This is a genomic window from Coleofasciculus sp. (assembly GCF_046565525.1).
Classification (GTDB): domain Bacteria; phylum Cyanobacteriota; class Cyanobacteriia; order Cyanobacteriales; family Coleofasciculaceae; genus Coleofasciculus.
In genome coordinates, this window is sequence record NZ_JBKHUP010000063.1 from 1 (window position 1) to 20,336 (window position 20,336).

Sequence of the window (20,336 nt, forward strand, 5' to 3'; positions counted from 1 at the left end):
GGTGAAGAAATGGGCTTAAATCCTTGTCTGGTAAGGTTTCTGCTATTCGCAATCACGCCTTTTGTGAGAAATGCGGGGCAATGTCAATCATATCTCTAACTATTTTGGTGTAGGTGAGTTCTACAATCAGGGGGTTCTTCAAGTCCAAGGACAAGTAACTAATTTTTCTTACCTGCTTCCTTCAACGACTCTTTATTACCCTTCACTTGCAAAAATTTAGTTTTTGACTCATCCGATACGGTGGGTTTGACGGGGAAGTAACCCAGACTAGGAACTTCTTCGCTCACATAAGTCAAGTAATAGTTAACAAACCCTTCTACTTCGGGTCGTTTCCGAATCGCTTTGGCGTCTACATAAATGTATAAAGGACGAGTTATCGGATACCCTGACAGGAAAGGGTCTACTTGATCGATTGCGATCGCCTTCAATTTGTCTCGGTTTTGTTGGTAGGAGCCATACTCTAAAAAGCCAACCATGTAAGGATTGATTAAAGCTTCCGAGTGCAACTGCTCCACAAAGTCATAAAACACCGTATTGGGAGCATTCATCAGTGGGCTGGCGTTCCCCTTGAGGATAGCTTGGGCAAACAAATCAACTGCACCTCCAGCACCAGCTCCAGATGGAACAATGCGTTTAATCAGCTCGTTTGGCCATTTGGGATTGACATCTGACCACTTTTGAGCGGTGAATACCTTTGCCAGTTCGTCGCGTGTCAAACTATTGGGGACGAAATTATTCTGAGAACTAACGACAATAGTCACGGCATCAGTGGCAATTGGAAAGCCTATCGACTCAACACCTGACTTGGCACAGGCGGCTGACTCCTGACTAGTAATCGGGCGAACCGCACTGACAATATCTACCTTTTTCTCCTCGCAAAATAGCTTGAAGCCAATGACCGTATCAATACCAGAGAGATTAATCTTGTTGGGGTAGCCGTCTTCGATAAAACGTTGAGCAATAGCCTGATTAATCGGCAAAACGACCTGACTTCCTGATATCGCAAGTGTTCCCTCCAGTTCCAGGGGTTTTACCTCCGGCAGCACAATCCCCTGTTTAGCGGAATCTTGGGTTGAAGGGAGTTTAACTAATTTCCTCTCGACTGTCTGAATACCCAAGTTCTCTTTTGAAGATTTGTCCGTACTGGCAGACCCATCAATATTTATTTTTGAGGTTTTTGATTGATCAAAACAGGCTGTTAATAGTAAAACTGTGCTGAGCAAAAGCAAGTGATTTCTGTGATTTTTGGTTCTAGTTATCCTTATCCTGATTAATGACATATATTATCTTCCCACTTGCACTCGGCGACCATTATTTTTTATCAACTGATTCATATCTTCCTTAATTCCTTTAGCAACTAAAACCATTTTTTTGCGTTCTTCGATATATTCAATGAATTCTGAGGCAAATTTGTTGTTAGATTCGATTGCTTCGATAATCTCTTTGACGGGAATCACTACAACTTCAACCTCTTCATTGGCGACGGCTGTAATTGGACTGACCTCTCCTGGAAAGATAGCCATTTCACCAAAAGCTTCGTTAAGTTCAAGCTCATCCACTACCTTGCGGTCACCTTTTTCATCCTTTAGGTAAGCCTCTCCTGTACCCTTGAACATAATATAAAGCCCCTCATCTTCTTTGCCTTCCTGAATAATTAACTCTCCCTTGCCGTAGGCTTTAAATCTAGCTCGTTCCGTCAATTTTTCAATCTGATTATCATTAAGCGTTAGAAAATAAGGCAGTGAGCGCAAATAAGTTACTAATTCCTCTTTGCGGTTATCGACTACTTGAGGAATTCGGCTAGGCACTCCTTGTTTAGTATCGATGTCGTACTGCACTTGAATTGGATAGGGAACGGTAAAACCATAACGTTTGGTCAGATAGTAAAGTCGGTATTTGAGTTGCCCAGAAACAATAGGATCTTTTTCAGGCAGCACTTGATACAAAAGGTTGTAAGTGATACTGGAGTCTCCGTAGGAACTAACCTTAGCAAGACCTTCGCCTTCAATCAGGTCTATACCCTCCAGCAAGCTATTTAATGCTGGAATCACTTCATCAGGAGAATCATCATAAGAAAAGCTGGCAGAAATATTTTTCCAGATAGCTCCCTGACCGTAATTAATAATGCTTGCCTTCGACAAAACCCCATTGGGAACGTTGAATTTCATGAAAGGAGTTGCTATCGTGACCGACCACCAGTTTTGCTCGAGTACCCGCCCCTGCTTTCCGTCTAACTCAATCCAGTCACCTGTTCTGAACGGTTTAGCAAATAACAGTAATAATCCTGACACCAGGTTACTGAGGGTATCTTGTAAAGCTAGGGCAATTACTGCTGAAGCTATCCCTATACTGCTGCCCAAACCACTCAAACTGATATTCCAAACTCCATTGAGAATGTGATAGCCAATGGCTAAGATCACTACAGCCCTAGCTACTTGAAAAAACAAGCTAGGTACATGAATTTGCCATTTAATGGGTTGCTTTTTTGTAGTCAACAAAGCGTTGATTAAAGAAAGTCCCGCTACAATAACGGCAACCCAAGTTAAGGTTTCCACAAAACGTGTCCAGGAATCTTTGCCCGTGACGCTCAAAAGCTGCCGCATTACCAATAGCACGGCTAAGGGCGGTAACAGATACTCGCGCACCTGACGTAGACCAACGGCTAAGGGGTGCTGCTGCCGTTCCAACCTTGAGGCGGCTTCACCAAGCAGTATACCAAACAAGGGAAATCCCAGCCCCAAAAGCAATATCCATCCCAAAAGTGATTTATCCATGACTTTTTTTTTATGAACAATAGTGAGTAGGGAGGCAGGACTGCCTCCTGCCTCCTTCAAACACCTATCTTTTCCAACTCAAGTTCTGCTGCTGCCTCTTTCATAATCTCGCTCAGGAATGTGTAGGCTTCTTCCCATGCTTTTCGGACTGGCGTAGTAAACTCTTCACCCAGTCCTTGCGCTAAGGTCCACAACAACGCCTCGCCGACAGTATCGTAGTATTCATCCTTGACCCCAAAACCCGCATGTTGGCGACCCAGCTTTTGGACGACGGGGATAATCTTATCTGGCTGACGCAAACCTTCTACGGCGAGCGCAAGCGTAGCCATTAGCTTACGCTCCTGTTCTTTCATATTTCCCTTAAATAGAGGACGAAAAGAAGGTTCTAATTCAAACAGTCGGTTGTAGAATAGTTCGGCAGCCTGATCAGAGATGGGCTTGACTTTGGCGAAGGATGACTGCACTAACTCCACCTGAGTTATGACTAACTTCCTGGTGGTTACCAGCGTCCAGGTTTCTATTTCTCCCAAACCTTGAATTTTCACGACCGGGTTTTGGATGAAAGTATAGCTATCTGCTATTCGTTCGTAGACACTCCGAGTCAGTAAAATATAGTTCAAATCAGCTTTGCTCTGGAGACTGTTTGCTATATAGGCTGTTTCTCCCCAAATGCTGTACCCAAGTCTTTGTGTTCCAACTATCCCTGCTGTTACAGGACCTGCATGAATGCTGATGCGTAAAGCCAAGGCAGAATTATAGTTAACATTCAGACGCTGGATTATGTCTATCATGACTAAGGCAAAATCAATCGTTCGCTTGCTGTGGTCAAATCTGGCTTCGCTGAGTCCGCACACTGCCATATAGCTTGTACTCAGGGAGTTTTGTCGCTCCAAACCGTACTGTTCTGCTACTGAGTCAAATTCGTCAAATAGCTCAGTGAGCAATTCTGTCATCTCTTGGGGTGAAAGGCGTTTGTTTAGCTCAGAAATCCCAGCCAGATGGGCATTGAGGATGGTTGCTTGCTTGAAGTTGTCAGCAATGGACACCTCTCCTTGTTTCCTGCGTTCTGCGATCGCGTCTGGTAGGATATTGTGCAAGAGACTATCGCTCTCCTGCTTCTTAGTTTCCAGTTCTTCCTCAGTTTGGCGTAATTTGTTCGCTACCTCTTTGAACTCTGTTGCCAATTCCCCAAATTCGTCTTGCGACTTGACCTCAACGTCCGCATCCAGTTCCCCAGCAGCAAGTTTCCGAGCGTTTTCCGTCAAGCGACGCAGGGGAGAGGTAAAAATTTTCGCCGCAACTGCCGCTAAAAACGCCGTCCCTAGTAGGAAAAGCGCCGCCGCAATCAGCAAAATTACCTGTAAAACGTAAAGCGGACGATAGGCTTCTCCCACTTCCATCTCTGCCAAAATCGCCCAATTTAACCCGTTCAACTTCAAAGGAGAGTAGGAACTCAATACTTCTCTTCCCCGGTAGTTGCGGTCTACCATCATGCCTTGTTTCCCGGCTAAGGCAGCTATTGCAGCTTTTGAGTTGATTTTCTGTAAGTCAATGGTGGTGTTGAAGACCTCCATCAGTTGCAGAGTTCTTGGGTCAGTCCCCGTGTAACGCACCGTGTTTTGATATTTTTTGGGGTCTTCAACCCAAAAACGGGATGTCGAACGCATGAGGGAATCGGGTCCAACTAAATAAGCTTCCCCCGTTTTCTGCAAACCACTGCTTTGCCAATTATTATTCCGGCTAATAGCCTGGTCGATCTTTTCAATGGGGATTTGCACAGCCAGGATGCCAACCAGATTAGAACCGCTATAAATGGGCGTTGCCATGAAAGCGGCTGGAGCATTATAAGAGGGGCGGTAAGGCTGGAAATCAGCAACCTGAATGCTACCTTGTGTCGGATTTGACTGGACTACCTGCACCACATCCGCTAGTGCACTCTCAGAGTACAAACCCTGTAGTCTACTGGTGGCAAAATCTGTCTCTTTAAAATAGGAATAGACGATATCCCCAGTTTTAGGGTTAATCAAAAATACATCGTAATAACCAAATTTTTCAATAATTCTTGCAAAAAATTTTTGATATTTGGCATGAGCTTGGCTGTAATTGCTGCCATCACCAGCATCGAGGAGCTTATGTTTTTGACCAACTGGATTGGGATTAGAAGCAATGTAGTGATATTGGAGATAGCGAGCCGCTTGTCCGGTGGGAATATAGACACTGGGGTTCAGGGTTTGAGGGAATAGATTCTTTTGCAATCGAGGGAAAAATTGCTCGGTGTAGTAAGCATTCAACGCTGTATCCCATTCGGGGGAAATCACGTTACGCTCTAGGTTGCGGAAACCCCCATTCAACTCCACCATCGCTTTTACGATGTTGCCGTCGGCTGCCAGCATCCCCACTTGGTTGTTCAAATTTTCAAAGTACGACTCAAACTGTTCAGCTTTGGTTGTACGTATTCCTGTAAGTTGTTCAGTGATTTTCTTTTTCAGGGTGGCTTGTGTTTGATACCAACCAATTCCACTTACTACCACTACAGAACCAAGGCTAACTCCGATGAGTAACGCTTGCAGCTTGGATTGAATAGTCCAGTTGCCCAGTTTGAGATTAATGAGGGAGCCATTACGGAATTTACGCAAGCGATTTTCGGGATTTAACATGTTTTTTATTAATCTGATGGTGAATACTTAGCCTGTTGCTTACAAAAAAGGCAGGAGACTTTTTAACTTTTTTAAGCTTTTCATCCTTAGTCCTTACATTTCTTTATTTTATCTATTTATTCAGATTATTTTATTTAAGTCAAGTGGTATGACAATTTATTTACAAACTTGCAAATTAGTTATTCCTGAGTTTAAAGTAGGAAAAGTAGGAAAAGTAGGAAGCTAGTATAAGTCAAGATAAAAATTACAAATAAAGCTTATTATTGGTTGAGTTATTACAATACCGATTAACCCAGGCTAAGTGAACTTCAGAAGAAGAAACTAGTCTCACTCTTGGCAACGAACAAAGAGGGAGTACCAATAGAGATAGCAAAGGTATGAGTACAGGGGATCAAAACCGAGCTTGTTCAAAAACAATCGTTAAGCCGAACAATGCGTTAAGGTTTATGAACATTATTAATGCCAGTGACATTCTTAAGCACTATGCCGAGCAAGAACGAAATTTTCAAAATCTTGACCTGAGTCGAATTGACTTGAAGGATGTTGACCTACAGGGAGCTGATTTTAGTCATAGCAACCTCAATAGAGCTGATTTGAGTTATACAAACTTAAGCAGCACAAATATGGTTTGGGTAGATTTGAACCGAGGCAAATTAATTCAGACCAACTTAACTCAAGCTTGCTTGCTCCACAGCAGCCTTTTTTGGGCGAATTTAAAGGAAGCCACATTAGTTAACGCCAACCTAAGTAATGCTCTCCTCAATCATGCCAATCTAACGTCTGCCTGTTTAACGGGTGCTAATTTTACTGAAGCGTCTTTAGAAAGTGCTTGTTTGGTTCAAACAAATCTTCGTCGAGCCAATTTATTCAAAGCCAGCTTGAAAGAGGCGGACTTTACGGAAGCCAACCTCGATGAAGCCAATCTGCGTCAGACCAATTTGGAAGGTGCCATCTTAAGTCAAGCCTCATTGCAGCGAGTTGATCTGGAAGAGAGCCAGCTTAATGAGACAATTCTAAGGAGAGCTGATTTGACGGAGGCTGATTTGGTTAAGGCTGATTTGAGATATGCCGATTTGACAGAAGCAGTCCTGTGCCGAGTTGCCTTAGAGTTAGCCAACATAGTCGGCGCTGACTTCAGCCGTGCGACTCTAAAACGAGCCTCTCTATTTCAAGCGGATCTAGAAGGAGCCGTCTTACAGGATACCAATCTGGTTGAAACTGACTTAAGACACGCCAACTTGAAAGATACTCAGCTAATGGGTTCTGATTTTTCGGGTTCTCGCGTCAAAGGAGCCTGCTTTGCAGATGCTCAAGGGTTAACTTTGCAACAGAAGCAGTGGCTCAGAGTTAATGGAGCGTTGAATGTCCCCTGCCTGTCAAGGGGTGTAGGGGAATGAAAAACATTGAAGAGCTTGTTGAATTTGCGCTCCAGTTAGTGGCTACAGAAACAGGGTTTTCTCTGAGCTATATTCAAAAGGTAATCCTGCGAGACTCTCTACTGGAAAACAAAAAAACTTATGCTAAACTGGCTGAAGAAAATAAGTACTCTGAAAGCTATATTAAATTCACCATTGCGCCTAAACTATGGCTCTTGCTTTCACAGGTTCTTGGTGAAAAAGTTAATAAGACGAATTTCCTAGCGCTGCTAGAACAGCGCTTAGAAAAGTTCGCTGTTTTAGATAATCCTCAAACGGCTGAGATAACAGAAGCAATGCCGGCGGCGGGCATTCCTAAGGAACACTACATTCTAGAATCTCCAGAAGGACAGGTTCCTCTCGCTTCCTCTCTGTACATAGAGCGATCAACTATCGAACAAACCTGTTATCAAGAAATTCTCCAACCCCGTGCATTCATTCGCATTCAAGCACCTCGGAAGATGGGGAAGACTTCCCTAATCGCAAGAATTCTGGATTATGGGAGCAGTCAGAATTACCACACCGTGCGACTCAGCTTTTATCACGCCGGAACACAGGTGTTTGAAAAGAGCGATCGCTTCTTACGCTGGTTCTGTACCAATGTCACTCAGCAGTTGGGTTTGTCATCTCGAATAAATGACTACTGGGACGAGGATATGGGAGCTTTGATTAACAGCACGATTTATTTTCAGGGCTATCTCCTCAAGGAACTTTCTCACCCTATCATTTTAGCACTAGATGGCATCGACCAATTATTTGAGTATCCAGAAGTTGCTAGTGATTTTTTCGTCCTGTTGCGTTCCTGGTATGAGGAAACAAAGGACATTTCAGTTTGGCAGAAGTTACGAGTTATAATCGCTCATGCCGTTGAAGTTTACATTCCTTTACCTACCCATCGCTCTCCGTTTAATGTGGGATTGGCGATCGAACTGCCAAGCTTTAGCCCAGAACAGGTGCAGGATTTAGCCGAACGTCACCAACTGCAACTCTCTCTTCCTGAACTTGAGCGGTTAATGAAGCTCACAGGCGGCTTTCCGTATTTAATCCGGCTATCATTGTATCAAAGTGTCCGCTTGAACATTCCTGTGCAAACGTTACTGCAAGATGCTACGAGAAATACTGAAATCTATCAACAACATCTTCAGTCTCAGTTGTGGAATCTGCAACATAATCCTAAATTAGCTGACGCCTTTGGGCAGATTTTAACAGCTCCAAGCCAGTTAGAGATGGAGGTAGCGTTTAAGTTAAAAAGCTTAGGATTGGTGCATCTTGTCAATCGTCAAGTAACTGTTAGCTGTGAGCTATATCGAGAGTACTTTTGCGATTATTTTTATTAATTTTTGAGTAGCATTATCCAAACTTGCTATTCGCTCAGTTTAACAATAGTTATTGATTTTTATACTCTCGTTCTATCCGATTGATTTCTCCGAGTAAGTCCCTCAAGATCAACTTCACACTGCCATCGTTCATTCTCTTGATGTCCCAACCCTGAATTTGATTCTTTAATTCACTCCCTTCAAAGGCTTCTCTGAGTCTTATTTCTATTGCTTCATCTTCCATGTATTCGCTCAGCGTCGGACCGACAATATCCTTCCACATCAATTCGATTAGGGGTGTAGGCTTTTCCTCATGTACACAATCAACAAAGTAGTTCAGGATATCTAATAAACGAACCGAATCCTGGAGGGGTGTGAGCAAGTAGTCAATGCCCTGTTTGCATTGGCAGTAAAAATCAATAAACAACGGGGAAACCGGATCGGTAAATCGAGACTTGAGTTGTTGAACTTTGCTAATTAGTTCTTTTGTGGATAGTGTAATGTCCCAGTGTTTCTCTCAAGATGTCATTGCTAAATGCAGTCATAAACAGTATCTGCTCGATGAGGGGGATGCAGAAGAACCCTAGCGACGCCCAAAAAATTGCATACTTCACCTCGGGAGCGATCGCATTAGCTCCAATGAAAAGAGCAGCCCAAAGGAAAAAGTTTGGATTGACAAGCAGGATATAAGCATCCTGAGCTTCTGCCTTGCTTAACTTGCCCTTTGTAAATACTGAAGTTAATACAGCCAAGACGCGCATGGAGACAAATACTAGGGTGGCAATTGCCAGTTGTTGCAGACAAGCTAGCGATCGCGCCGTATCCGTTAAAGATCGTTAATCTCTTTACGCAGGGCAGCGGCACCACCGGATTCCTTATCGCGAAACTTGACTAGCTCCTCTTTACTGAGAGCTTTACCATTAGGGATTTTCAGGTGTTTATAAGCCGTCGGTGGTAAATCACTTAAATAAAGTGCTAAAGGCTCCAATACATATTGGTGGCATACCACCAGAACCGTTTCACCCCGTTTCAAGTGCGGTACAACCTTCTCCTCATAGAAACGTGCAGCGCGATCGTAAACTTGTGCAATCTTCTCGCCAGCCGGAGGTGCTTCGTTGTGTGAATGCAACATTTCCTCGAATCCTTCGTACACTTTCGTTGTTTGAAATTTACCGCCCATACTCAATTTTAATTTGCTGGAATATGGCTGTAACTGGTTATGAGATTATCTGCGAACCTCAAAAAAAGTGGAAGAGGGTTAGAGGGTAATATTCATTGCCCTCAAGAATTTTTGATGAATTATAAAGACTTTTGTAGTTTTTGGAGAGGTCTACTCATAAGAACCATAAAGCCAATTCCCAGAAGCATTCAAATCATCACTAATATGAAAGTCTTTGGAAGCTTGGAAATATTCATCGCGTGAAATATGTCCATTCCCGTTGCGATCTAAATGGTCAAAAGCTGTTTCAGCATCTTTTTTAGTCAGACCAATCGCCACACAAAATTGTTTATATTCCACAAGACTAATTTGACCATTATTACTAGCATCCAAAACGCCGAATATTAGATCAGCTTTGTTTTTGTGAGCATCTTGAAGTTCCGTTGAATTAGAAAAATTACTAATCGAACTATCTGCTACCTTCAAGTATTCTTCTAAACTCACTTGACCATTACCACTAATATCAGCAGGCTGCCAAAAATTAGTCCAGATTGCTGAATATTTTGCTTTTAATTCTAGAAATTCTGATGAATCGGATTCCCAATTTCGCAATTTAGCCAGATTGCTGGCACAACGTTCTAGATCAACTAGTTCTACAAATCCACTTCCATCTACATCGTATACCTGAAAGTTTTTACTGTGTTTTTTCTGCAATAGTTGACTTAACATTTACGATTCTCCTGCGATTCGTACATAATATATTAAACCTTAATTTTAGAACTAAAGCCAGCTTTTTTAGAATCCACCTACTTTTCCTACTTTTCCTACTTCGATCTTTAAGACTGACACGGGATTTTCCTGTAAAAATTGCTCAAATAATTGACTTAAAATTATTGTTATTTTTTCTTTTATTTTACGAAAATTAAAAGCTATATAAGACATATTTTTTATTAACCTAAAACGTCAAAGCTAAAGTTTTATAGATTAGTTTACAAATGTACTTTTACTTCTTAAAACTTAAAAAACCTAGACAAAGTAAGGAAACCCACAAGAGTATGGTATTATAGATTATGTAGTGAAGCTTTTTTTTTGAAGAATCCCAGCTACTTTATTTTTAAAATAACTGACTTTAATAATCAACATTTTATGCCCCAAGATAGCTATCAACTCGGTGGCAGTTTAACCATTGATGCACCGAGTTACGTACAGCGCTTCGCCGACGAGCAACTGTATCAAGCCTTGAAGCGAGGAGAGTTCTGCTATGTCCTCAACTCCCGGCAAATGGGCAAATCCTCACTTTTGGTGCAAACCAAGCATCGCCTTGAACAAGACGGCTTTCGCTGCGCTGCCGTGGATTTGAGTGTGGTGGGGAGCGAACAAATTACTCCAGTGCAATGGTACAAGGGATTCGTCGGTGACTTGTGGCGACAGTTGGGGCTACTGGAAACCTTGAACCTGAAAAATTGGTGGCTTGAACGCAACGATTTGGGTTTACTGCAACGGCTGCGGTGGTTTATTGAGGAATTGCTATTCGTGCAGTTTCCCCAACAACAGTTGTTTATCTTTGTCGATGAAATTGACTCTCTGCTGGGACTTAACTTTTCAATTGATGACTTTTTTGCCTTTATTCGCTTCTGCTATAACCAACGGGCAATCAATCCAGATTATCGACGCATTACCTTTGCGATTTTTGGGGTAGCCACTCCCTCGGATCTGATTCGAGATAGAACAAAGACACCATTCAACATTGGACAAGCAATAGAACTCACTGGGTTTGAGTGGGAGGAAGTGACACCCTTAATTCAAGGGTTGGAAAAGACGGTGGATGCGCCTGCTTCAGTCGTGAGGGCGATTTTAGATTGGACGGCTGGACAACCGTTTCTGACTCAGAAGTTGTGTCATTTAGTCATGCAATTGAGCCAGCGGACAATTGAAGACGGTGGCAAGATGAGTATTCCACCGGGTACGGAATCATTCTGGATTGAGAACTTGGTCAAAACCCGCATCATTGAACGTTGGGAATCCCAGGATGAACCAGAACATCTGAGAACGATACGCGATCGCATCGACCGTAACGGTCAGCGGGCTGGTAGAATTTTAGGCATTTATCAACAAGTTTGGCAAGGGATTGAAATAAATTGTGATGATAGTCAAGAACAGATTGAATTGTTACTCAGTGGCTTAGTGGTTAGGCACGAGGGAGTATTAAAGGTCAAAAATCGCATCTATGAACAAGTCTTTAATCTGCAATGGGTTGAAAGAAAATTAGCAGCATTGCGTCCTTACTCGCAGACGTTTGAGGCTTGGGTGGCTTCTGGGAAACAGGATAAATCCCGCCTCTTGCGCGGACAAGCTTTAACAGATGCTCAAACCTGGTCGCAGGGCAAAAGTTTAAGCGATTTCGACTATAAGTTTTTGGCGGCTAGCCAAGACGTAGACAGGCAAGAATTGCAATTATTTTTAGAAGCAGAACGTCTTAAAGAAGTAGAAGCTAGGTTAGCACTCAAGAGAAAAAATGCCAAACGCCAAAAATATTGGATTGCGGCACTTTCGTTTGCTTTGGTAAGCGCGATCGCAGCCGGAATCTTTGCTTTTTTTCAGTACAAAAAAGCCCTCTTTAGTCAACGCAATGAGACAATCGAAAAAATTCAAAAGATGGCTAGATATTCGGAAGCCCTCTTTGCCTTAGATCAAAGGTTAGATGCGTTAATTGAAGCGCTCAAGGCTAGAAGAGAACTCAAACACTTGGCACCAAGCGACCCGCAAACAGAAACAATGGTGGAATTAGCTCTGCGACGGTCAATTTATGGAGCTGCTGAATTTAACCGCTTTTCGGGTTATGCTTCTGTAAATAATGCCTTAGATGTCAGTTCTGATGGCAAGATAATTGCTGTGGCAACAATCGGAGATGGTGTCCAAATTTGGCAGCACGATGGCAGGTTGCTCGGCACTCTCAAACATCAAAGCCCAGTTATAGGAGTAGCCATCAGTCCCAACGGTCAGCTAATTGCTTCATCAAACGGAGATACAACCGTCAAACTCTGGCGGCGTGACGGCACTCTATTGAAAACGTTGACAGGGTTTAAAGCTGCAACGGGTAAAGTCAAGTTTAGTCCTGACGGAAAAGTGATTGTTGCCTCCAGTGGGGACGGTACGATAAAACTCTGGCGCGACGATGGCAGATTGCTCAAGACCTTGAAGCATGGTGTAATCCTGACACCAGTAGTTTTTAGCCCCGATGGCAAGCTGATGGCTTCGGCTGCTGACAATGGCACTGTCAAACTCTGGAAGAGTAATGGCACATTGCTGAAAACACTTTCAGATATTCCATCTCCTGTTTTCTCAATTGCCTTTAGTCCTGACAGCAAAACCCTGGCAACTGGCAATGGAGATGGCAAGCTGCAACTGTGGCAGCGTGAGGGCAGTTTTTTAGGGACTTTCACTGCACACGATGCGGCAATTAACGCCCTAGCGTTCAGCCCGAATGGGCAGATCATCGTCTCTGGCTCTGACGACAAGATGCTCAAGTTTTGGAGCAAGGACGGTACTTTGTTGAATGCCATTAAAAGCCATGACAGTACCGTTCAAGATCTGGCATTTAGTCCCAGCGGCGACACCCTATTCTCTGCATCTGGGGATGGCACTGTAAAACTGTGGAAATTACGCAGTTCTTTACTAACAATTCTGCGGGGACATACGGCGGGAATTTGGGGAATCGCTTTTAGTTCCGACGGACAGTTAATCGCTTCATCGAGTCCGAATGAAACAATCTTCTGGCGTAAGGATGGGATTAGCTATCGGCGCTTAAAACAGCCAAGTCCTCGGTTTGGCTCAGTTGCGATCAGTCCAGATAGTCAAACAATTGCTACTGTTGGTGCAGACCAATCGGTCAAGCTTTGGAGTCCTGACGGTACGTTGCTTCATAGTCTCAAAGGGCATCAGGGTAGTATTAGGAGCGTCGCTTTTAGCCCTGACGGTAGTATGCTTGCATCTTCGAGTAGCGATCGCACAGTCAAACTTTGGCGGTTAGATGGCACCGAAATCGCTACTTTTAGAGGACACACGGCGGGGACTTGGGGGGTTGCTTTTAGTCCCGTTCGCGATAGCGAAGCGTTAGCGAGTCTACGAGCGTCAGCGTTCTCCAAAGGAGTTGGTTCGACACTTGCATCGACCAGTGGCGACAAGACGGTAAAGCTTTGGCGTTTGGCTTTACCGAAACCTGCAACCCCACACCCCACAACCGCCAAAAATGGGCAGGGTAGCTTATTCAAGACTCTTCAAGGTCATACTAATACAGTCATTGGCGTAGCTTTCAGCCCTAATGGTGAATTGATTGCTTCGGTGAGTGAAGACAGGACGGTTAAACTTTGGAGTCATGACGGCAAGTTACTGCATACTCTTCAGGGGCATAATTCTGGAATTTGGAGTGTAGCGTTTAGCCCTGATAGCAAGACTTTTGCTACAGGGAGTAATGATGGGATGATTAAACTCTGGAAGAGTGATGGCACATTTATAACAAATTTAATTGGACATAGTGGTGGGGTGAAGGGTTTAGCGTTTGCTCCTGACGGCAAAACTCTGGCTTCGGCTGCTGAGGACAAAACGGTAATTTTGTGGAATTTAGAGCTGTCTGTAGAGTTGGATAAGGTAGTAGCAGTGGGTTGCGATTGGGTGCGAGATTATCTGCGAACTAATGTAGAGGTGAAGGAGGAGGATAGACATTTGTGCGATCGCTCTCCCTAATAGTCATTCGTCATCGCGCCTCTAAGAACCAACCTGTAGCTCTAATTAGCCAATTAATTGACCAACTTAGTATATTGACAAAAGTCACTAATTGTGGGTTAAGAAGATCGCCGCAATATAACTTTACACAAATATACCAACTTTATCTATTTCTAGTTGAGCTAAAAAACTGAATAATTAATTTAGTGGAACTTGAAAGAAAAAATTGAAAGCAAGGGCAAGGGAGGAAAGTCTTCGCTTTTAGGCGATCGCGTATGAATTGAATTTCAGGGTGAAAAAGCGATCGCTTGGTGTTTTGAGTTATACATTTGGCGCAATTACTAGCCAAATTGCTCGGTTAAATTAGGCAAGAAAACAAAAATCATGAATTCAACAAAATCCCTTGAGAAAAAGTTCTCGGTTAATCGTATAGCCAGAGTACTTTTTGCCTTTATCTCTGTACTCTTCCTGCAATTTGTCGGACTACCCGTTAGCCCTGTATTAGCTGATAGCTGTGGTTACTCGAATATCGTGACAGGTGGGCATTACCTTCAGTTGAAGGAGTTGGGTGATGACCCTAAATATGTTGGTAAAGCAGACTCTAATAGCGACCGTTACTACTATCCAAAATCAACAAATGATGCCTCACAAGCTGGCAGGCTCGTAGTTAAAAACATTACTGGAAATCTACAAAATGGGGGTACAATTCATCTCCAAACTCTAGATAAAGACGTTTGGAAAGAATCTTGGCTATCCTATGACTTGCTGGGAGCATTTGGCAATAATAATGCACTCTATTATTGGAATGACTACGGCGATAAGAGTGATTGGAAAGTTGCCCGGCCTAGTAATTCCGAAAATACAGGACCCATACAATATGGCGAACCTGTGCTCATTTCTAATGGTTATTATAATAACCAGTACCTCAAACCGGATGGCAAGGGATATCTCACTACAACTTATGACGCTCATCAATGGCAGTTTATTGACTACGATTTGAGGAGATTGGATTTCCAACGCATTGAATACGATACAAAGAAGAGAAAAATTAGCGATCCTACTCCAGTCGTGGTTGGTCGGGGAACTGCTACAAATACAAATCCTAGTGGAAGCACTCCAAGCAAATTAACGGTAAAACTAACTATAGACCAGATCAAAACCTCAAACTTCTCTAGAACTGAGGGTGTGGAATTGACTATAGGAAGAACTTTTACCGCTGGTATTCCTGAAGTTGCTAGTGTTAGCGGTTCCATTCAAGTATCAACAAATCGTAGTAATACCTATGGCGAGGAAGAGAGTTTTACCAACTCCTTCGGGGCAGATTATGAGGTAACGGTTGCTCCAGGCAAAACAGAAGTAGTAGAGGCTGTAGCAACTCAAGCACAACTAAGTGTACCCTACGTCATGTACTACCGTACACCTACTGGCAATACCGTACAATCCTGCGGCACCTGGTCAGGAACAACGTATTACGATCTCAATTTCACTCAGCACACAGCAACAGGTCCTACTCCGCCAAAATTAGGTGAACCTATTTAAGGAAAGGATAAGTCAAGCCAGATTAGACATCTGGTGAAAAACAACCTCAGGACTTACGCAAAGACTCTATCTGTAGGATGCGTTAACCTTTGGTAACGCACCAGCCACACTATTATCTTTGCTGCTGACTAAGGGGCGATCGCTTTTTGATAATAATCGGTGTTCGCCCCTTAGTTAGCTATTCTTCACTCTTTGAGGCTTTTTTAAACTTTTGCACCTTTTTTGTAAAAGCCCCTCTCACTCCAAAAATTCACAGATGGCTCTCTGAAATCATCTTTGAAATGTAGATAAACACAAAAACAGTAAATGTTGGAATTAAACCATGAACAACTTGTTTAAAAGGGTAGTTTTAGCTGCCACATTGTTGACTTTTATTTTTCTGTTTCTACCCCCTTTCTCAGGAAACAGAGCTTTGGCTCAGACTAATAACTATCCCGATGATTTTAAGCTATTGGCGCATAACGTCTATATGTTGCCTTTGACCAATTGGGGGCAAGATCATCGTGCTGATCTAATCGCCAAAGCCGACTATATCAAAGGCTATGATGTGGTACTTTTACAAGAAGCTTTTGACAACCCTGCATCAGATAAGCTACTTTCAGGGCTAAAAGGCGAATACCCCCATCAAACTCCAGTCCTTGGCCGCAGTCAAGATGGTTGGGATGGGACATTCAATTATGGAGAAGTGTTTGATGGCAAGTTTGAAGATGGCGGTGTTGCCGTTGTTAGCCGCTGGCCGATTGAGGAAAAAGTGCAGTATGTCTTTGATAGAGGCTGTGGTTTTGAGGCAAGATCCAATAAAGGGTTTGTGTACGTCAAGTTAAACAAAGAGGGACGCTTCTACCACGTCATCAACACTCATACTCAATCTGAAGACAGTATGTGTGGGAGCGGTAAAGCTGCCGAAATTCGTAGCTCACAATTCCAGACAATCAAGAAGTTTATTGAGGAGAAGAATATCCCCTCAAATGAAATCATCTTCATTGGTGGCGACTTAAATGTAAATCGCAACAACAGCAGCGAATACTCTACTATGTTAACTGATTTGGAGGCTAATGCCCCAAATTCCTATGCTGGTTGGACGGCAACATGGGACACAGTAACTAATGGTATTGCCAACTACAACTACTACCAAAATTTATCGCCGGAATACTTAGATTACATCCTAGTTGCCAAAAAACACGCTCAACCAAACTTCTGGCACAATCAAGCCTTGGATGTGCCTTCCCCAAGATGGAGGGTTGAGTCTGGACTTGAAACCTACGAGTACAAGGACTATTCCGATCACTATCCAGTTGCCGCCTTTGCCTATGCTGATGACCAAACGCCAACCCACAGCTTCAAGGCAATTAATAAACCCTATGGCGACATCACCTTGAAAAACGTTGGCAACAATCGCTACGTTCAAGTTGATGCCTCAAAGAAAAATGACTGGCTGACAATCCAGGCTGACAATTCAAGTGATGGCAAAACCCACTTCAACTTATCTAATTGGTATTACCCCAGCACCTCCTGCATTAGCTCGGGAGACTACGTCAAGGTAGAGTCTATATACTATCCGGGCTATTACTGGAACTGGTACGGCGTTGGTACAGGCACGTACGGATACTACCCTAAGAACGACGATCCCTCCAACCGCTTGCGTTTAGAAATTATCAATGGCACTGGCGGTTGCCTGCAAGACGGCGATAATGTGGCATTTAAAGATACAGACACATTAGCTGGATTCAAAGATAAATATGTCAAGCGCTGGCCTGATGGTTCTTGGCAGGATCACCTCTTCCTCTGGCCTGGGAGTGTTGGCAATGATCACAAGTTTGTGGTGAGCCTCTCCAAACCCCATCCTCAATATCAAAACTGGTTGTCTAAATTGCACTATCCTAGCTGAAGTACTGCGATCGCTCGTAGGTAGGGTAGAGGGATAGCTCTACTCTACCTACAGTTGTTTTGATTGAATTTCAGGGATAGGAATGCGATCGCTTCTCTCGCCAGTGCGATCACCCTTCAAACAGCGGTAATTGCTTCTCTATCAGTTTAAAGAGTAGGACATAATTCACGCTTCCAGTTTTTGCACATATCCTGGACAAGGTGTAAGCGTATTGAGCAAAGATTCATCTGCTGTCCAGAAATCGGCAGATTCTAGCTCCGCAACTGCAAGAAAAGCAGCATCATAGAGAGTTGCCAAGGAGAACTGTTGGGCGAGTGCCCATGTTTTTGCACGGATAGCATTGTTATCCAGGTAGTCAACAGGCATCTGGCAGAAGTCATCATAAAAACCTGCCGCCTGGGAAGCGGTAATTGCCCCCAACCTTACTTTTTTTCGCAACACTGAGCCAACTTCAGCCCATGCAAATGCTGGAGCAACCAAACGCTCATTTGATGTCAGCAAGGGAACGATCAAATTCCTCGCTTGGGGTTGCAGTGTTTCAGGTACAAGATAAGGAATCCAAACACTAGTGTCAATACACTTAGTCACGCCGTCCCTCACCAGCTCGAAGCTGACGAATCAAGTCCACACAACTTGATTGAATCCCTGTTTTGGCTTCTACTTCGGCACTACGAGCCACAATGCGCTGATGTGCTGCCAGACTTCGCCGTCGTCGCACCTCGCGGGCGATCGCTTCGACAATCATCTCGTTAAAAGACTCACTGCCCTCTCGAAACTGCCTTGCTTGCTCAAGCAGATCAGCAGGAATGCGGATAGTTACAGCTTCTCGCTCCATAGTTACAATATATGTAATCATAAAACGATATCATATATTGTAACTATTTTCTGAATCATTCAGCTACTGTCCTTGACCCCACCGAGAGTACGTGCAGTTATCGCTGTTCGACTGGTAGGGAATCACCGTCCTTGTAGGGCGGTGAGGATGTCAAAATCGACTAGCGATCGCGGGCGTGTTTGACGATTTGGCTGGAAAATCAGGAGAGAGATAGCGAAGCGAGTAGAGCTTTCAGCAGATCGCGGTTTAATTGGGTTTGAGGGTAAGGGGGTGCGTTAGCGATCGCGCAGCGTTCCGAAGGAACGCTTACCGAAGGTATCGCTCAAATCTATCTTTCCACACCTTTAACCAACCGCATAACAGCTAAACTGACGTTTAAAAGAAGAATGAAAACCCAGGACAATATCTGAAGTGGGTACGCCCATTTCAACTAACCTTTCAGCAACCGCGTCTTCCGTACCATTATATTGAATCCAAATTTTGCCATCTTGAATATCAAAGTGCATCACAGGGCCAAATACCCGCTTATCTCCTTGCCAACCCACATAGGTAAGTTGATAATGGTCATGTTCGCTGTCAAATATTAGCTCTGCCTTCACCGTATCACTGCTAGTTCCTAGTTGGGCATGTTCAGTCAAAATTTGCTTGACCAATTGTCGATAACGTTCTATTTTATCCATTGCTTAATCTCCTCCAGCTTAGGATCGTAAATCATCAAATTGACTTGGTAACGTTTAAGAGCGCGTTGGATGAAGGCAAGCTGAAAAAAATCCTGATAGGTTTCCGAGGGAATGGCTAAGTATACAATTCGGTCGGGTTCTTGTTCTTCAAGTGCTTGGCAATAGTTAAGATATTGACCCAAAGCTGTATGAAATGCGCTAATATCTGAGTCCCCAACAAAGCTTTTAATTTCTACCGCAATTTTTTCTGAATCCCGTTCTGCGGCGATCGCACTTTCTGCTGCCAAATCAATTTGTAATTTGACGGCTTCGCTAATGCGAATGGTGAGAGGGTCATGGGTGATAGTCCATCCCTCCTTGATTAATGCCTTTTTAACCTGTTGATGGAAAACATCTTTAGCCATCGTGGATGCTCTTCATCCTGATTATGATTAACTTTATTTTATAGGAAAACTCAGTAGAGCGAGTTGGGTTGCTCGATTTGTAACTGATGGTCATCATCGCCCTTCTCGATTAGATGCGATACACTCTAACTTCTCTCCAAACCTAGAGTTTTTCATCATCGGATTTATTAGCCATCTGGATGTAGTCAAGCGTCGGATCGGTCTTGAGCAAGAGTTTTTTCTAGTAGATGAGGCGGGTTATCTGAGCGATCGCGCTGATGAGTTTTTGCAGGGTTGTCACTTAATGGCGCAAGCGCATGGCTTAAACCCCCATTACGTTGTGCCGGAGTTTGTCAAGAGTATAGTGGAGATTAACACACCACCCGCCTACACGGGTACAGAACTAGCCAGAAAATACCTCAAAAATCTCAAAATGGCGCTGGCTGTCGCGCGACAGATGAATTTACGACTTTATCCTCTGTCTAGCTATCCCTTGCATATCATGCGAGTAATGCGCGATCGCCCCAATTACCATATCCAAGCCCGGACTGTCGGCTATGATAAATTTTTGCACGCCGGAAAATGTACAGGTACGCATCTGCATTTGGAAGTCACGCCTGGGGTAATTAATCCTCGTGTTGCCGTCTCTTACAACTCCACATCAGCAGAGCGAGAAGAGCTACTCAATATCTACAATTTAGCTACAGCTTGCGACTCAGCACTTATTTCTCTAACGCGGGCTTGCCCCTTTTATGAAGGACAAGCGATCGCCGACCATGAAGTGTAGTGAATTAACTCAGATTCACAAAAGCGTGTCTCTTGGAACCAACCTGTAGCTCTTGTTGGGGAATTAATATACCAATTAAGTATATTGACAAAATCCACTAATTGTGTTTTTTGAAACTCACAGCAATATAACTTTACACAAACATACCAACTTTATCTATTTCTCGCTGAGCTAAAAAACT

16 protein-coding genes are annotated in these 20,336 nt (G+C 43.5%); 6 read left to right on the forward strand and 10 right to left on the reverse strand.

Annotated features, from left to right (window positions below):
• Positions 1-158 precede the first annotated feature (158 nt).
• From ACLGGO_RS21590 to ACLGGO_RS21600, 3 genes are read right to left on the reverse strand one after another with little or no spacing between them, the layout of a single operon-like run.
• A complete protein-coding gene (locus ACLGGO_RS21590; protein WP_446420855.1) occupies positions 159-1,223 on the reverse strand; it encodes a substrate-binding domain-containing protein in 1,065 nt (354 codons plus the stop codon).
• 60 nt (positions 1,224-1,283) lie between these two features.
• On the reverse strand, positions 1,284-2,774 hold the full coding sequence (locus ACLGGO_RS21595; protein ID WP_446420856.1) for a mechanosensitive ion channel family protein: 1,491 nt from the start codon (positions 2,772-2,774) through the stop codon (positions 1,284-1,286).
• A 56-nt stretch (positions 2,775-2,830) separates the two neighbouring features.
• Complete coding sequence (locus ACLGGO_RS21600) at positions 2,831-5,431, reverse strand: adenylate/guanylate cyclase domain-containing protein (protein ID WP_446420857.1); 2,601 nt, start codon at positions 5,429-5,431, stop codon at positions 2,831-2,833.
• Between the two features lie 446 nt (positions 5,432-5,877).
• Here ACLGGO_RS21600 and ACLGGO_RS21605 point away from each other — a divergent pair, with 446 nt between their 5' ends.
• Positions 5,878-6,828, forward strand: a complete 951-nt coding sequence (locus tag ACLGGO_RS21605; RefSeq protein WP_446420858.1) for a pentapeptide repeat-containing protein — start codon at positions 5,878-5,880, stop codon at positions 6,826-6,828.
• On the forward strand, positions 6,825-8,183 hold the full coding sequence (locus ACLGGO_RS21610) for an AAA-like domain-containing protein (RefSeq protein WP_446420859.1): 1,359 nt from the start codon (positions 6,825-6,827) through the stop codon (positions 8,181-8,183). The genes ACLGGO_RS21605 and ACLGGO_RS21610 overlap by 4 nt, the downstream gene beginning before the upstream one ends.
• Positions 8,184-8,232: 49 nt before the next feature.
• Here ACLGGO_RS21610 and ACLGGO_RS21615 read toward each other — a convergent pair whose 3' ends face one another.
• From ACLGGO_RS21615 to ACLGGO_RS21625, 3 genes are all read right to left on the reverse strand, one after another.
• Positions 8,233-8,544 carry a hypothetical protein gene (locus ACLGGO_RS21615; RefSeq protein WP_446420860.1) on the reverse strand — a complete coding sequence of 104 codons (312 nt, stop codon included), beginning with the start codon at positions 8,542-8,544 and terminating at the stop codon, positions 8,233-8,235.
• A 444-nt stretch (positions 8,545-8,988) separates the two neighbouring features.
• On the reverse strand, positions 8,989-9,294 hold the full coding sequence (locus ACLGGO_RS21620; RefSeq protein WP_446420861.1) for a histidine phosphatase family protein: 306 nt from the start codon (positions 9,292-9,294) through the stop codon (positions 8,989-8,991).
• A 198-nt stretch (positions 9,295-9,492) separates the two neighbouring features.
• Positions 9,493-10,050, reverse strand: a complete 558-nt coding sequence (locus tag ACLGGO_RS21625; protein ID WP_446420862.1) for an EF-hand domain-containing protein — start codon at positions 10,048-10,050, stop codon at positions 9,493-9,495.
• A gap of 417 nt (positions 10,051-10,467) precedes the next feature.
• On the opposite strand from ACLGGO_RS21625, the gene ACLGGO_RS21630 reads away from it, so the two are divergent.
• The 3 genes from ACLGGO_RS21630 (at position 10,468) to sph (ending at position 17,470) form a co-directional block, all read left to right on the forward strand.
• On the forward strand, positions 10,468-14,064 hold the full coding sequence (locus ACLGGO_RS21630; RefSeq protein ID WP_446420863.1) for an AAA-like domain-containing protein: 3,597 nt from the start codon (positions 10,468-10,470) through the stop codon (positions 14,062-14,064).
• A gap of 363 nt (positions 14,065-14,427) precedes the next feature.
• On the forward strand, positions 14,428-15,582 hold the full coding sequence (locus tag ACLGGO_RS21635) for a hypothetical protein (protein ID WP_446420864.1): 1,155 nt from the start codon (positions 14,428-14,430) through the stop codon (positions 15,580-15,582).
• A 322-nt stretch (positions 15,583-15,904) separates the two neighbouring features.
• Positions 15,905-17,470 carry a sphingomyelin phosphodiesterase gene (gene sph / locus ACLGGO_RS21640; RefSeq protein WP_446420865.1) on the forward strand — a complete coding sequence of 522 codons (1,566 nt, stop codon included), beginning with the start codon at positions 15,905-15,907 and terminating at the stop codon, positions 17,468-17,470.
• Positions 17,471-17,635: 165 nt separating this feature from the next.
• Here the strand turns inward: sph and ACLGGO_RS21645 are convergent, their stop codons facing one another.
• The 4 genes from ACLGGO_RS21645 to ACLGGO_RS21660 all read right to left on the reverse strand — a co-directional run bounded on the left by ACLGGO_RS21645 (position 17,636) and on the right by ACLGGO_RS21660 (position 19,389).
• Entirely contained in the window at positions 17,636-18,058 is a 423-nt protein-coding gene (locus tag ACLGGO_RS21645; protein ID WP_446420866.1) for a type II toxin-antitoxin system VapC family toxin, read from the reverse strand.
• Positions 18,051-18,305: a YlcI/YnfO family protein gene (locus ACLGGO_RS21650; protein ID WP_446420889.1), complete on the reverse strand. Its 255-nt coding sequence runs from the start codon at positions 18,303-18,305 to the stop codon at positions 18,051-18,053. The genes ACLGGO_RS21645 and ACLGGO_RS21650 overlap by 8 nt, the downstream gene beginning before the upstream one ends.
• Before the next feature lie 344 nt (positions 18,306-18,649).
• Positions 18,650-18,985, reverse strand: a complete 336-nt coding sequence (locus ACLGGO_RS21655; RefSeq protein WP_446420867.1) for a XisI protein — start codon at positions 18,983-18,985, stop codon at positions 18,650-18,652.
• Positions 18,973-19,389: a XisH family protein gene (locus ACLGGO_RS21660; RefSeq protein WP_446420868.1), complete on the reverse strand. Its 417-nt coding sequence runs from the start codon at positions 19,387-19,389 to the stop codon at positions 18,973-18,975. Before ACLGGO_RS21660 ends, ACLGGO_RS21655 begins: the two co-directional genes overlap by 13 nt.
• 196 nt (positions 19,390-19,585) lie before the next feature.
• On the opposite strand from ACLGGO_RS21660, the gene ACLGGO_RS21665 reads away from it, so the two are divergent.
• Positions 19,586-20,155, forward strand: coding sequence for a glutamate-cysteine ligase family protein (locus ACLGGO_RS21665; RefSeq protein WP_446420890.1), 570 nt, complete (start codon positions 19,586-19,588; stop codon positions 20,153-20,155).
• Positions 20,156-20,336: the final 181 nt, after the last annotated feature.

Coding starts and splice junctions, on each gene's coding strand:
- ACLGGO_RS21595 (WP_446420856.1), bottom strand. CDS start 2,774: ATGGATAAATCACTTTTGGGATGGATATTGCTTTTGGGGCTGGGATTT.
- ACLGGO_RS21600 (WP_446420857.1), bottom strand. CDS start 5,431: ATGTTAAATCCCGAAAATCGCTTGCGTAAATTCCGTAATGGCTCCCTC.
- ACLGGO_RS21605 (WP_446420858.1), top strand. CDS start 5,878: ATGAACATTATTAATGCCAGTGACATTCTTAAGCACTATGCCGAGCAA.
- ACLGGO_RS21610 (WP_446420859.1), top strand. CDS start 6,825: ATGAAAAACATTGAAGAGCTTGTTGAATTTGCGCTCCAGTTAGTGGCT.
- ACLGGO_RS21620 (WP_446420861.1), bottom strand. CDS start 9,294: ATGTTGCATTCACACAACGAAGCACCTCCGGCTGGCGAGAAGATTGCA.
- ACLGGO_RS21625 (WP_446420862.1), bottom strand. CDS start 10,050: ATGTTAAGTCAACTATTGCAGAAAAAACACAGTAAAAACTTTCAGGTA.
- ACLGGO_RS21630 (WP_446420863.1), top strand. CDS start 10,468: ATGCCCCAAGATAGCTATCAACTCGGTGGCAGTTTAACCATTGATGCA.
- ACLGGO_RS21635 (WP_446420864.1), top strand. CDS start 14,428: ATGAATTCAACAAAATCCCTTGAGAAAAAGTTCTCGGTTAATCGTATA.
- sph (WP_446420865.1), top strand. CDS start 15,905: ATGAACAACTTGTTTAAAAGGGTAGTTTTAGCTGCCACATTGTTGACT.
- ACLGGO_RS21650 (WP_446420889.1), bottom strand. CDS start 18,305: ATGGAGCGAGAAGCTGTAACTATCCGCATTCCTGCTGATCTGCTTGAG.
- ACLGGO_RS21655 (WP_446420867.1), bottom strand. CDS start 18,985: ATGGATAAAATAGAACGTTATCGACAATTGGTCAAGCAAATTTTGACT.
- ACLGGO_RS21660 (WP_446420868.1), bottom strand. CDS start 19,389: ATGGCTAAAGATGTTTTCCATCAACAGGTTAAAAAGGCATTAATCAAG.